Origin of the sequence: Pseudomonas sp. efr-133-TYG-103a, assembly GCF_030209235.1 — a bacterium.
GTDB lineage: Bacteria > Pseudomonadota > Gammaproteobacteria > Pseudomonadales > Pseudomonadaceae > Aquipseudomonas.
On record NZ_JARVSK010000025.1, the window covers coordinates 144,369 to 157,629 of the forward strand.

The 13,261-nt window shown below is 61.4% G+C and carries 14 protein-coding genes and 1 pseudogene; 6 read left to right on the top strand and 9 right to left on the bottom strand.

The genetic code is table 11. The features are described 5' to 3' along the window. Positions 1-184 precede the first annotated feature (184 nt). Positions 185-505 (top strand): hypothetical protein, encoded by a 321-nt coding sequence (locus tag QRN36_RS20450; RefSeq protein WP_285425736.1) that lies wholly within the window; start codon positions 185-187, stop codon positions 503-505. Between the two features lie 94 nt (positions 506-599). Beyond that, complete coding sequence (locus QRN36_RS20455) at positions 600-1,160, top strand: Smr/MutS family protein (protein ID WP_285425737.1); 561 nt, start codon at positions 600-602, stop codon at positions 1,158-1,160. Positions 1,161-1,338: 178 nt separating this feature from the next. Here the strand turns inward: QRN36_RS20455 and QRN36_RS20460 are convergent, their stop codons facing one another. Then, complete coding sequence (locus QRN36_RS20460) at positions 1,339-1,527, bottom strand: hypothetical protein (protein WP_285425738.1); 189 nt, start codon at positions 1,525-1,527, stop codon at positions 1,339-1,341. Positions 1,528-1,747: 220 nt separating this feature from the next. Further along, positions 1,748-1,936, bottom strand: coding sequence for a hypothetical protein (locus QRN36_RS20465; protein ID WP_306470498.1), 189 nt, complete (start codon positions 1,934-1,936; stop codon positions 1,748-1,750). A 235-nt stretch (positions 1,937-2,171) separates the two neighbouring features. Between QRN36_RS20465 and folE the strand changes: the two genes are divergently transcribed. Both folE and QRN36_RS20475 read left to right on the top strand, forming a co-directional pair. Beyond that, positions 2,172-2,717 (top strand): GTP cyclohydrolase I FolE, encoded by a 546-nt coding sequence (folE, locus tag QRN36_RS20470; protein ID WP_093467093.1) that lies wholly within the window; start codon positions 2,172-2,174, stop codon positions 2,715-2,717. A 73-nt stretch (positions 2,718-2,790) separates the two neighbouring features. Further along, positions 2,791-3,162 (top strand): glutathione S-transferase N-terminal domain-containing protein, encoded by a 372-nt coding sequence (locus tag QRN36_RS20475; protein WP_285425739.1) that lies wholly within the window; start codon positions 2,791-2,793, stop codon positions 3,160-3,162. Positions 3,163-3,234: 72 nt separating this feature from the next. Here the strand turns inward: QRN36_RS20475 and QRN36_RS20480 are convergent, their stop codons facing one another. From QRN36_RS20480 to QRN36_RS20490, 3 genes are all read right to left on the bottom strand, one after another. After that, a complete protein-coding gene (locus tag QRN36_RS20480; RefSeq protein WP_285425812.1) occupies positions 3,235-3,621 on the bottom strand; it encodes a lysozyme inhibitor LprI family protein in 387 nt (128 codons plus the stop codon). A gap of 125 nt (positions 3,622-3,746) precedes the next feature. Continuing rightward, a complete protein-coding gene (locus tag QRN36_RS20485; RefSeq protein ID WP_285425740.1) occupies positions 3,747-4,349 on the bottom strand; it encodes a glutathione S-transferase family protein in 603 nt (200 codons plus the stop codon). Between the two features lie 57 nt (positions 4,350-4,406). Continuing rightward, positions 4,407-5,573: a PLP-dependent aminotransferase family protein gene (locus QRN36_RS20490; protein ID WP_285425741.1), complete on the bottom strand. Its 1,167-nt coding sequence runs from the start codon at positions 5,571-5,573 to the stop codon at positions 4,407-4,409. 81 nt (positions 5,574-5,654) lie between these two features. Between QRN36_RS20490 and QRN36_RS20495 the strand changes: the two genes are divergently transcribed. Next, the gene (locus QRN36_RS20495; protein ID WP_093467085.1) at positions 5,655-6,092 is read left to right on the top strand and encodes a MarR family transcriptional regulator; all 438 of its coding nucleotides are present in this window, start codon (positions 5,655-5,657) and stop codon (positions 6,090-6,092) included. A 192-nt stretch (positions 6,093-6,284) separates the two neighbouring features. Then, positions 6,285-7,472 (top strand): benzoate/H(+) symporter BenE family transporter, encoded by a 1,188-nt coding sequence (locus tag QRN36_RS20500; protein WP_285425742.1) that lies wholly within the window; start codon positions 6,285-6,287, stop codon positions 7,470-7,472. 776 nt (positions 7,473-8,248) lie between these two features. On the opposite strand, the gene QRN36_RS27700 is transcribed toward QRN36_RS20500, so the two are convergent. From QRN36_RS27700 to QRN36_RS20515, 4 genes and pseudogenes are all read right to left on the bottom strand, one after another. Further along, positions 8,249-9,130 (bottom strand): methyl-accepting chemotaxis protein, encoded by an 882-nt coding sequence (locus tag QRN36_RS27700; RefSeq protein ID WP_373568780.1) that lies wholly within the window; start codon positions 9,128-9,130, stop codon positions 8,249-8,251. Beyond that, a pseudogene (locus QRN36_RS27705) lies at positions 9,110-10,219 on the bottom strand (HAMP domain-containing protein); the annotation flags it as partial. The gene QRN36_RS27700 and the pseudogene QRN36_RS27705, both read right to left, overlap by 21 nt. A gap of 333 nt (positions 10,220-10,552) precedes the next feature. Then, positions 10,553-11,482, bottom strand: coding sequence for an LD-carboxypeptidase (locus tag QRN36_RS20510; RefSeq protein WP_285425743.1), 930 nt, complete (start codon positions 11,480-11,482; stop codon positions 10,553-10,555). Between the two features lie 139 nt (positions 11,483-11,621). Then, positions 11,622-13,094, bottom strand: a complete 1,473-nt coding sequence (locus QRN36_RS20515; RefSeq protein ID WP_285425744.1) for a mechanosensitive ion channel domain-containing protein — start codon at positions 13,092-13,094, stop codon at positions 11,622-11,624. Between the last annotated feature and the right edge of the window lie 167 nt (positions 13,095-13,261).

Sequence of the window (13,261 nt, forward strand, 5' to 3'; positions counted from 1 at the left end):
CCGGCGCATCATTTTCCGGCAGTTCCTGAAGAAAAAGCGTACAAATGCACTCATCAGGTTGTGTGATGCCTTTCACATAACCGCCTATCCATTAATCAGTCGTGTTTACCTTTGAATCCTGACCCTGCGGGAACCCCGCCTACGCAGACGGGTCAGAGCGCCGATACCCATAGAGGAAATCGGAATGAAGATATCCGATGGTTTTGATGCCCGTCGCCTGCGCCCGAAAGGCCAGAGCAACTGGGGAATGCGCTTTGGCGCAGCAATCTCGGCAATTCTCGCCACCGCGGGCATCCTGCTCGCCATGGCTGGCGTGGCCAGCCTGATCGGTCACCCCGCTGCACTCGGCGAGCTCAATGCCAGCCCGGCAGGCGCCGTCGTGACGATCATCGTCGGCCTGCTCCTGCTGTACGCCGGCGTCTGGCTCTGGCGCCGCAGTCGCCGTCGCCGCCGTCGTGCAGGCGAGCTGAACATGTCCCCGCACCTGATGAAGAAGCACGACTGACCCCTGCCCTGCGGCATCCGCAGCCGTTTGATCGTTTTAGTCGCGCCGATTGCGGCGTGACTTGGTTAAACTGGCGTCCTTCGCGGAGACCAACATGCAAGACGACGACTTTTCCCTGTTCAGAAGCGAGATTCGTGGCGTAAAGCCCATCAAGACTGAACACGCCGATGTGGGCAAACCCAAAACAGACCGTAAGAATCTGGCCAGATTGCGTCAGGCAGCGACCGTCCGTTCCGATGCGACGATTACCGTGGACGGTCTGTCGGACCAGTTCGTGATCGACGTAGGCCCCGAGGACGCGCTGTATTGGGCGCGTGACGGGGTTCAGGAAGGCCAGATGCGCAAGCTCAAGCTGGGTCAGATCAGCTTCGAGGGCAGCCTGGATTTGCACGGCATGAGTGTGGAGCTGGCGCGCGAGACGATGTGGGAGTTTCTGACCGAGGCCACCCGCCTGGAAATCCGCTGTGTGCGCATCACCCACGGCAAAGCGGTCCGGCTGGACGGCAAACGTCCGATGATCAAAAGCCACGTCAACACCTGGCTGCGCCAGCATCAACAGGTGCTGGGCTTCACTTCTTGCATCCCCCGCCATGGCGGCGCGGGCGCGGTCTACGTGATGCTCAAGCGCACCATGATGGATGGGCGTGACGAGTAACTGTTGGTGGCGCGGCCCAGGACTGCTGGGCATCAATTGCGAATGCGATCAGGCGGCAAAATTATTCCGCCTGACCGGACCGTTCGGGAGCCTGATCAACCCCGTTCCGGATGCATCCGCCCAGCGATCCTGAGCAGCACCGTTGAAGGCAGCGCTCAGGACGTGAGCTGATCCGCTATCAGCGCGGACCCGGACCGCCGCCAGGACCACCGCCACCGCCGGGGCCGCCACCCTCGTAATGACCGCCACCGCCGCCTCCGTGTCCACCGCCATGACCACCTCCGCCCGGACCCCAGAAAGGCCAGCAGCCGGACATGGCTGACATGACCGCGACGACCATCGCGACTTTCGCTATACGACTCAACATTCTCGTTACTCTCTCAACGGCAGGCATTTATCACCTGCCCAGTCTGACAGCGCGAGCCCGTCAAACCGCGTCGTCATTTGGTACCCGGCCGGTATCACCGTTGATACGAAACGATGCCATGAAAAAGGCCGCGACGAGGAATCCCTCCAGTCGCGGCCTGCGTTCAGCGCTCGATTGAGATCAGGGCATAGGGCATCCACACCTGATCGGTCTGTGATGATCAGCGGCGGTAATAACCCGGACCCGGGCCGTAGCCGCCCCGTCCGCCGTCGTAATGGCCGCCGTCATAGTAACGATGGTCATGCCAGCCACCACCATGGCGTCCCCAGCCGGGGCCAAAGAAACATCCCGAAACCGACGACGTCAGGGCGATCACCAGTGCGATTTTCGCGATTCGGCTAAACATCATATTCACTCTCTTCATCCGGGCATCTGTCACCCGTTAAATCAGACAACGAGCCGACACATTTCGACATATGGGCTGGGTAAAGGTTGGGTAAAGGTCCCTGCGAGGCAGCCCGGCGTCGAGATGCCGCAGGTTTGTCGGTCGCCCGCCATACACCTGCCCGCCCAGCTACGCTACTATGTGCGCCTTTGCAGGCGAGCACCCCTGCCTTTCTTGAACCCACACGGAACACACCCCTGTGACACTGGAACAGAACTACACGGCGATCCTTGGTCAACTCGGCGAGGACGTTTCCCGCGAAGGCTTGCTCGATACCCCGAAACGTGCGGCCAAAGCCATGCAGTATCTCTGCCGCGGCTATCAGCAGACCCTCGAAGAAGTCACCAACGGCGCACTGTTCAGCTCCGACAACAGCGAGATGGTGGTGGTCAAGGACATCGAGCTGTACTCACTCTGCGAACACCACCTGCTGCCTTTCATCGGCAAGGCCCACGTGGCCTATATCCCGAGCGGCAAGGTGCTGGGCCTTTCGAAAGTGGCGCGCATCGTCGACATGTATGCCCGCCGCTTGCAGATCCAGGAAAACCTCAGCCGCCAGATCGCCGAAGCCATTCAGCAGGTCACTGGCGCTCTGGGTGTTGCGGTCGTGATCGAAGCCAAACACATGTGCATGATGATGCGCGGTGTCGAGAAGCAGAACTCCTCGATGATCACCTCGGTGATGCTGGGCGAGTTCCGCGAAAACGCGGCGACCCGCACTGAGTTCCTCAGCCTGATCAAGTGATTCGGGCTTTCTGAAAGGCCGCAGCCGACGTTGCGGCCGTCTGGCGGTGATGACCGCCGAACGAGGTTTGAGCATGTTGATGAAGGCATTGAGGGTCGGCCTGGGCCAGGTCGTCATTCTGGTGGATTTCCTGACCCGTCCAGGCAAGAAAAAGCGTTCACCGCAAGCGCAGGCGGCCGTCGACGCGTCGGCACAGGACCTGACGCTGTATCAGTTTCACGCCTGCCCGTTCTGCGTGAAGACCCGCCGCACGCTGCGCCGCCTTAACGTGCCAGTGGCGCTGCGCGACGCGAAGAACAACGAGCTCGACCGCCAGACTTTGCTCAAAGAAGGCGGGAAGATCAAAGTGCCTTGCCTGCGGATCGAAGAAGCCGGCCAGACCGTCTGGATGTATGAATCCAAGGCGATCATCGACTACCTCGACACACGCTTTGCGGCGGTCTGACAAGGCTCGTCTGGCTGAAACCCTGTAGCGGCCGTCGATCGACGCCGCTGCCATGACAGCCGTCATCGACGCTTATTTCGGGCAGCCTTCCTGCCGACATGCCGTATAAGCTTTCAACTGCTCGACGCGCGTCCGGGTCTGTTCGGTCAGGCACTGCGCCTGCGCGAGTGGCCACAGGCTGCCGCCATCCTCACGTTTGCCCACCTGGTACGCGCAATCGGCGTCACGAAAGGCGATCCATTTCTTCTGCGCATCCTGCAGAGCTTTCTTCTTCGCCGGGCTCGTGAGAAACGCCATCTGCGCCTTGTACTGAGCGTTCAACTCGCTATCCAGCGCTGCGTACTGCTTGCTCGCGCACTGGTTCATCGCCGCCTGAGTCGAATCACAATCCTGCGCCTGGGCAGAACAGCCGATGCCCAGCGCCATGAACGTGCCCACCGCTATCATCATGAAGCGCATTGCAATCTCCCTTTTCTTCACTGGGCGTCCGGTCGATACCGGACGATCCTTTTTGCTTGCACGGTACTCAGACACAAAAAAACCGGTCACTGCTGCCAGGACCGGCTTTTTAATTGCGCCGACATTCAATCCAGCATGCCGACGTAGCCTGGCTGCTGCTGAACACGCTCGAGCCAGTGTTGGATGGCGGGGAATTGAGTCAGGTCAAAGCCCCCCTGATGAGCAACGTGGGTGTAGGCGTACAGCGCGATATCGGCGATGGAAAAATGTTCGCCCACCAGAAAGGGCGTGCGTTGCAGTTGCTGTTCCATCACTTTCAGGGCTTTGTAACCGCGCTTGTGCAGCGAGCGGTATTCCTCCAGACGCTCTTCGGGAAGGCCGAGGTAAAACTGGATGAAACGGGCAACGGCGATGGTCGGCTCGTGGCTGTATTGCTCGAAAAACTGCCACTGCAGCATCTGCGTGCGCAGACGCGGCTCGGTCAGCAGCAGCGGCGTACCTTCGGCGAGGAAGTTCAGAATCGCGTTGGATTCCCACAGGCACGTCCCGTCTTCCAGCTCCAGAACCGGGATCTTGCCGTTCGGGTTTTTCGCCAGAAACGCTTCGGTCTCGGTCTCGCCTTTGAGAATGTCGATCGGCACCCACTCGTACGCCGCGCCCAACAGGCTGAGCATCAATTTGATTTTGTAGCAGTTGCCCGAGTTGTAATCGCCGTAAACCTTGTACATCTGTTGCTCTCCCCTTCGTTCGTGCAAACGTGCCCGCTGCTGCGTGTGCGTAATGTATCAGGCTGCCTGGGCGGCCTGCGCGTCTGTGATGACCGCCGCCAGACGTCTCAGGCCTTCGTCGAGCCGTTGCGGATCGATGTGGCTGAAGTTCAGCCGCAGGTAACCGGGATTGGCGTCCGGATCGGTGAAAAACGGCTCGCCGGGCATGAACGCAACGTTCTGCGCCAGCGCGCTGTCGAGTAAGGTGCGCGTGTCGATTTTCTGTTTGAGGGTCAGCCAGAAAAACAAGCCGCCCTGCGGGGCGTTCCACTCGGCAAGGCCGCTGAAGTGACGCTGCAGCGCCGCCTCGAACTGATCCCGACGGGTGCGGTAGAAACCGCGCAATTCCAGCAGGTGCTGCTGGTACTGCTCGCTGCCGATCCATTGCAACGCCTGCCACTGACCGACGCGATTGGTGTGCAGATCGGCCGCCTGCTTGAGTTTGAGCAGGTGCGGAAACAGATCGGGCGTGGCGATGAGGAACCCTACGCGCAGGCCAGGCATCAGCGTCTTGGACACGGTTCCGGTGTAGATCCAGCTGGCCTTTTTCAGACGACTGACGATAGGCCGCGCGCTGGTGCCGTCAAAACTCAACTCGCGATAGGGTTCGTCCTCGATCAACGTGACGCCGAACTCGTCCAGCAGTGCTGCGACGGCGTCCCGTGCCTGCTCGCTGTATCGCACGGCAGACGGGTTCTGGAAGGTCGGGATCAGGTAGGCGAATGAAGGCGCGTGACGCGTCAGGCGCTCACGCAGTATTTTCAGGTCCGGGCCGTCGGTGAGTAACGGGACGGTGAGGCAATCGGCGCCAAACAGCTGGAAAATCTGCAGCGCCGCAAGGTACGTCGGGCCCTCCAGAAGAATCTCGGTGCCCTTGTCGATATACAGTTTCGCCGCCAGGTCCAGTGTCTGCTGCGACCCGCTGACGATCATCACCTGACTGGCCTCACAAGGGATGCCCAGCGCGCGTGCCTGCGCGGCGAGCGCTTCACGCAATTGCGGCTCGCCCTCGCTCATGCCGTATTGGCCGATGCTGCGCGGCATGCCCGACCACTCGCTGTGCGGCAGCATGGTCTCAGCCGGCAGACCGCCTGCGAACGACATCATTTCCGGACGCTGGGCAGCGGCCAGGATTTCGCGAATCAGAGAACTCTTCAGTCGGGTAACGCGTTCGGAAAAAGGCATGTGATCACCGCTGGCGGACATAATCGGAAATACGTCAAACTGGTTGACCGAAATTACGACGACTCATACGGATACGTCAATATGCTTGACCTTAAAAATGCTGCAACGCAGCAAATTGCCATGGAAGCGTTTTTTTTCGGTTATCAGGCGTTCACCGCCAAAGCCGACGAGATGCTTGATCGGCGCGGCCTGAGTCGGGTGCACCAGCGCATCGTGTTTTTCATCGCGCGCTATCCGGGCCTCAGCGTCAAGGAACTGCTCGGTGTACTGGGCGTGAGCAAACAGGCGTTGAATACCCCGCTGCGGCAGTTGATCGAGATGGAACTGGTGCTCAGCGTCGCGCCCGAGGACGACAAGCGTAAGCGGCTGCTGGAACTGACGGCCGAAGGCGCCAGGTTCGAGGAATCGCTGCGGCGCGAACAGGTGAAGTTGCTGCAGAAGGTCTTTGCCGAAGCTGGCCGGGAGGCGGTGGACGGCTGGCTGGCGGTCAATCAGGCACTGGGGCATGCGGTGAAATGATCACCGTCGCGTCGCTCTGCCCCGAGTAATGGATTCACATCGCGCAGCGGTCCGGTGATTAGCCTGTGCAGTGGACGCACTAGCACCTGGCAACTGTGCCGATTATTGCGCGTATGGCTGTATCGCAACGAACGGTAACAACTGCGTATAGGCTTGCCATTCTGATCCAACCGCCGCTTGCAGGAACACCCAATGACTGACGCGACACACACGCCGCTGCGACCACTGGCCGACTCTTCGCCTTCGGCCATCGTCGCTGGATTCATCGCCATGATGACGGGCGTCACCAGCTCTCTGGCGCTCATCTTTCAGGCCGGACAGGCAGCCGCCCTGACACCGGCGCAGATTTCCTCCTGGATCTGGGCGCTGTTCATCGGCATGGCGATCTGCAGCATCGTTTTATCGTTGCGCTACCGCTCGCCGGTAACTGTGGCGTGGTCGACGCCAGGCGCGGCGTTGCTGATCACCAGCCTCGGCCATGTGGCGTATCCGGAGGCCATCGGCGCCTTTATCACCAGCGCGTTGCTGGTGTTCATCTGCGGCGTGACCGGCACCTTCGAAAAACTGGTCAAACGCCTGCCGACTTCACTGGCCGCGGCCTTGCTCGCCGGCATCCTGTTCAAGATCGGCAGCGAGATTTTCATCGCCGCGCAGCACCGCACCGGCATGGTGCTGGGGATGTTTTTCACCTACCTCATCGTCAAGCGCTTCTCGCCGCGTTACGCCGTGCTGGTCACCTTGCTGGTCGGCGTGGCGCTGTCGGCCATGCTCGGCATGCTTGACTTCAGCGGGTTCACGCTGGAAGTTGCGGTGCCGGTCTGGACGACGCCTTCGTTTTCGCTGGGCGCTACGATCAGCATCGGCATCCCGCTCTTCGTGGTGGCCATGACCTCACAGAACATGCCCGGCATCGCGGTGTTGCGCGCAGACGATTACCACGTCCCCGCCTCTCCGCTGATCAGTGCAACCGGGTTGATTTCGATCCTCACTGCCCCATTCGGCGCTCACGGCATCACGCTGGCCGCCATCAGCGCCGCGATCTGCACCGGCCCGCACGCTCACGAAGATCGCAGCAAACGCTACACGGCGGCCATCTGGTGCGGAATTTTCTACGCCGTCGCCGGCGTGTTCGGGGCCACGCTGGCGGCGCTGTTTGCGGCGTTTCCCAAGGAATTGGTGCTGTCGATCGCCGCGCTCGCACTGTTCGGTTCGATCATCAACGGCCTGACGGTGGCAATGAACGAGCCGAAAGAACGCGAAGCCGCATTGATCACCTTCATGGTCACCGCGTCGGGGCTGACGCTGTTTTCCATCGGCTCGGCGTTCTGGGGGATCGTGGCAGGGGTTCTGACGTTGCTGATTCTGAATTATCGCAAGTGAGGGCAGATACCGCGTCTGCAGGTCTGGCTGCCGGGTCCCGGCAGATCGTCCGAGTGCGGCCCAGAGACAAGCGCGCTCCTGCGCCTGCGGCAGAGGCGGCCATGCTTGGACCCGGTGGGAGTGAGCCAACTGTCTTTAACGCCCTTTCGATCAACGGCGTAATACCCGACGCCTTCCCGGCTGAAGCCGGTCCTACGAAAAACTTGCAGCGTCTGTAGGACCGGCTTCAGCCGGGAAGAGGTCGGTGCATGCCGTGCAGATGCAGCGTCCGGAATTCAGTCTTCGCGGGCAAGCGCGTTCCTACAGGATTCGTGTCTGGGAGGAGAATCGGGAATGCCCGGAGATTCCTGTGGGAGTGAGCTTGCTCACGAAGAGGCCGGTGCGTCCGGCGCAGATGCAGCGTCCGGAATTCAGTCTTCGCGTGCAAGCGCGCTCCTACAGGATTTGTGTCTGGGAGGAGAATCCGGAATGCCCGGAGATTCCTGTGGGAGTGAGCTTGCTCACGAAGAGGCCGGTACATCCGGCGCAGATGCAGCGTCCGGAATTCAGTCTTCGCGGGCAAGCGCGCCCCTACAGGATTCGTGTCTGGGCGGAGAATCTGGAATGCCCGGAGATTCCTGTGGGAGCGCGCTTGCTCTGGGCCGCACTCGGACGATCGGCTGTGCAACAGTCGTAAAACCGATCACCGCGGTTTGCCTGATACACCGCATTCACCGGACTTGCTGCCGGTTACTGGCCTGCGCAGCAGGCGTGACATGCCGCGCTCAGGCGGGGCGTTACAGCCTGAAATGCCCTACCATGCCTTTCAATTCCATGCCCAGTGAGGCGAGCTGGATGCTGGATGCGGCGTTGCCTTGCATGGCCAGGGCCGATTGATCGGCGCTGGCGCGGATGCTGGTGACGCTGCGGTTGATCTCTTCGGCCACTGAGCTTTGCTCTTCGGCGGCGGCGGCGATCTGTTGATTCATCTGCTGGATCATCGATACCGCTGCCGCAATGCTGCCCAGGGCGCTCTCGGTCTGTAGCGCATCACTCACGGCCAGCTTCACCAACTCGCCGCTGTTCTGGATCTGCGCCACCGAGGCTTGCGCCCCGGATTGCAGGCTGGTCACCAACCGCTCGATCTCTTCGGTCGATTGCTGAGTGCGCCGGGCCAGCGCCCGCACTTCATCGGCGACCACCGCGAAGCCTCTGCCCTGCTCGCCTGCCCGCGCGGCTTCGATGGCCGCGTTGAGGGCCAGCAGGTTGGTTTGCTCCGCGACGCTTTTGATCACACTCAGCACTTTGCCGATGTTCTGGATCTCGGCGCTGAGGTTTTCGATGCTGTGACTGGCCGAGTTCGCCGAAGACGCCAGCTGCTCAATGCGCTGCATGCTCTGGCGCACCACCGCCTGGCCGCTGTCGACCTTGGTGTCAGCGGTCTGTGCTGCCAGCGCCGCTTCCTCAGCATTACGGGCCACGTCGTGAACGGTGGCGGTCATCTGATTCATGGCCGTGGCCACCTGCTCGGTTTCCTCTTTCTGGGTGCTGACTTCCAAATTGGTCTGCTCGGTCACGGCTGACAACGAGTGCGCCGACGTCGCCAGTTGTTCGATCCCCGCCTGCAGGCCGCTGACGATGCCGCTCAGGCCGGCGCCCATCTGCTGCATGGCCTGCATCAGCTGGCCGATTTCGTCTTTGCGCGTGACCTGGACCGTGCCGCTCAGATCACCCGAAGCGATCCGCTGAGCGATGGCGATCACACTGCGCAGCGGGGCGACGATGAGGCGGGTGATGACAAACGAGGCGATCAGACCGACGAACAATGCAAGGACCGAAGAGCCGATGATTTTCAGCGAGTTGGCCTGAAGCTCCGCCAGCATCGACTGATCTTCCGCGTCGTAAGCCTGATTGACCTGCTGCACGACGGTTTTGGCGTTGGTCGCCAGTTGCGCAGAAACCTTGGCTTCACTGTCCAGCAGCCCGGTGTACTCGTTGAGCTTGTCGCTGAAGTTGGTGATATGCCCGCCCACTTCGGTCAGCACGGTCAAGTAGCCGGCGTCCTTGATCACGCCTTTGAGCTGTTCGGCGAGCTCCTGGGCCTGGACCGCCTGCTCGATCTGGCCTGTCTTGGCTTCTTCACCGGAACCGGTCTTGCGGCTCTTGTCCAGCCGCACGCGGGCTTCGTCCATGGCCTGCATCATCAATTTGGAAATCTGGCTGACCTGATTCGATTGTTCGATGAATTCCCCGCCCTGCTGGCCTTGCGAATCTTTCAGGCCGTAGGCTCCGTCATCCGCGAGCCCGGCCTGCAGGACGTCAAGATTGTTGGCGACGCTGGACACCGACCAACTGGCCATTTCCAGCGCCAGATCCTTGCTCTGACTGATGCTGACGAATTCATCGAAGGATTTGCGATACGCCGCGAGCGCCTGCTGGACCTCGCCCATGACCTGCTGATTCACGGCAGAGCTGGCTTTGAGCTGCTCGGCCTGAGCATTCAGACCATCGAGCCCCGCGTGCAACTGATCGACGACCTTCGGATCGCTGTGCAGGGCGTAATCCTGCTCCAGCAGGCGAACCCGGTTGAGCCCGGTGTTGAGCGCGGTCATGTCCTTGAGGCTGTCGAAATGCACGCTGATCGAGCGCAACGACCAGACGCCGATGGCGGCGACAAGGGCGGTCAGCAGCAGAACCAGCACGAACCCGATGCCCAGCTTCTTGGCCATACCCAGATTGGCAAAACGCGTTTTCACGGCCGAAATCATATCGCTCAATCCCCGCTCGACGGCTGAAGGCGCACACAATGAGGCCAGCTCAGCACGGCCATTCAATTTTCGTGCAGATTCGCAACGGGTCAGCTGCAAAACAAGTCTTTGACGTCGGAATAATGGCAAATAGCTACGCCAGCGTCGCTTCCAGAATGGTGACCGGCGTATCCAGAGCAGGCAGCAAAGCGCAGTAAGCACGACAACCCGGTATCAGCGGCTTGTTGCGTCAATCAGTAACGCGCCAGGAAGGAGCGAAACCGGCCTGCGGTGACAGTTCGTGCGCCGTTCAGGCTCGACGGTGAGGCCGCCTGATCGCTCGATCCGCGTCGGTCAGCGCGCCGCCGCTGAAACGGTCAGCGTGCCTTCGTCGGCATTCAGCACCGCGTGAGTGCCTAGTGCCACGGCCAGATTGCGATCGCCGTGACCGATGGAAAGTCCGCCCAACAGCACGATCCCCAGGTCGCCCAGCCGCTCACTGAGTACATCTGGAGGCCGCACCGGATTATTGCCGTGGCCGGGCTCGCTGAACTGGCCGACTGCAATACCGCGCACCTGCTGGAGGATTCCGCAGTTGCGCAACTGTGTCAGCAACCGATCGACCCGATATGCCAGTTCGCCGACATCTTCGATGAGCAGGATCGCATCGCGCAGATCGGGCATGAACGGCGTGCCGACGCAGGTGCAGAGCATGCTCAGGTTGCCGCCCAGCAGAATGCCTTCGGTAACGCCACGGGTGCGCACGCTGAAGGTGGGCTCGTCAGCGTCGGCCGTGATCACCGAGGGATGAGTGGTCATCAGCGCTTGCTTGAGAGTGCTGGCGAAAACGCCGCCTCGCTCCAGTTGCGCGGCTACAGGGCCGTGAACGGTGACAAGGCCGGTCCGGTTCCAGAGTGCGCCGTGCAACGCCGTGATGTCGGAAAAGCCCGCCACCAGTTTCGGGTCGCGGCGCACGGCATCGTAATCGACGTGCTCGAGAATGCGCTGCACGCCATAGCCGCCCCGGTTACACAACACGGCGCGAATGTCCGGATCGGCGAGCGCATCGTTCAGATCCGCCACCCGGTCGGCATCGCTGCCTGCGAGAAATCCCGTGCTGTCCAGTGCGTGCGGGTAAACCCGAGGGCGCAACCCCCACGCCGTCAGCTCGCGCACAGCCGCCTGAACCCTTGCCTCGGCCACCGGCCCTGCCGGCGACACCAGCGCTACCGCGTCGCCAGCGCGCAGGACTTGAGGATGCAGGGTCGGAGGGGATGCGGGCATGTGGGCAACTCGGCTGGCGTTTAAATGAACAGGCAATGTAGAGCACTCGTTGCGTCGAATCCAGAGGTCGGTGCCGCTGCGTGCGGTCGGGCCAGAACGATCCGGGGCGACGAATCTGTCACGAAGGGTGTCGGACATCTCAACTCATTCTGTCGGGCGGGCGCGGGCCGCGAGTGATTTCCAGGCGCTTGACGCTTTTGCGCAACCAACTGAGGAATCCGCTCGGATCGGCCACCGCCGGCTTGGTTTCGAGCATCGACGCACGGGCCTTGGCGCGGAATTTCGCGAGCCCCGCCAACGCGCCGAGCAATTCCCCATGTTCGGCCAGCCAAGGCTCCAGGTCGGCCTTTTCGATCCGGTAAATCATGCAATCGGTGTAAGCGCAGAAGCGCGCCTGTGTCGGCGAGGCGTCCACGAAACCGCCCTCTCCGAGCAGCTCGCCGGGCCCCATCCGTCCCAGTTCCAGCCAACCCTCGGGCCGCAGCAGGGAAACCGACACCACGCCTGATTCAATGATGAACAGCGCATCGGGGACCACGCCTTCGGCCAGCACGATTTCCTTGGCGGTATAAGCGGCTAGACGCATGTGTTGCTCAAGCTGAGCGCGATCCGCGTCGCTGAGCATGCGCAAGGCGCCGACGGTGTTGAGCACCTGAGACTGCCGGGAAGCAGGGCGCAACTGTTCCTGCCGGGTTTCGGTGGACGCCAGTTGCCGGTGGATCAGATCGAACAATTGATTGCGCACCGCCGAGCGTCGGTCACGGGATTTGACGTAGCCGGTGACCTCGTACTCGACCGTGCGCATGCCGGACTTGACCACGATCGCCGAGGGCTTGGGCTGGGCCAGCAGCTCGCGACAGCCCTGCAGCGCCTTGTCCAGCGAATCCAGCACCAGGCTGGGGCGCAGACGGGTCGACAGCTCAATGGACAGCGTGACCGAATGAAAATGATCCGGGCGGCTGAAATTGACGATGCGGGTCTTGGCCGCCATGGAGTTGGGGATGACCGCCATGCTGCCTTCGGACGTCAGCAGATGGGTGGAGCGCCAGTCGATTTCGATCACCTTGCCTTCGATATCGTCGACGCGAATCCAGTCATCGACACGGAACGGTTTGGTGGCGTTGAGCACAATGCCGGAGAACACGTCACCCAAGGTGCTTTGCACCGCCAGACCGAAGATGATCGCCACTGCGCCGGACGTCGCCAGCAAGCCCTTGACCGGCAGATCCAGCACATACCCCGCCGCAGCGACCGCGGCCACCAGGAAGATGATCGCGCCCATCACGTCCTGTAGCAGATGGCCTTTGCCACCGATGCGCGGCTCCATCACCACCACTGCCAGCACGGTCAGCGTGCGTGCGCCGAACAGCCACCAGGCAATGGTCAGCAGCGTACCCAACACATGGCGCGGCACCGACCAGTCCATCGGCACCTGATAAAGCGGGCTCAGGCCGCCGTCGAGCAGGGCCATGCTGAAGAGGACGAACAGCACCAGCCGGCACACGAGCTTGCGCCGCAGATATCGGGGATGAAGCCATTGCCAGAGCAGCAGGTCGATGATCAGCAACAGCGAGGCGCTGATCAGTGGATAGGCGAACCACAGGTGATCCATCGAAGCTCCCTGAAGGTAGACAGCCAGTGCAGCTTAGCTGATTACTGCGCGAGCGGATGAGGCGCCGGAACAGGATGTCGTACGCCCTCCAATCCACCGCATGGACGTGCCACATTTGGCGTATGATCGATCGCCATATCGCTCAGAACGTTGTCAGCGGAGGTTCC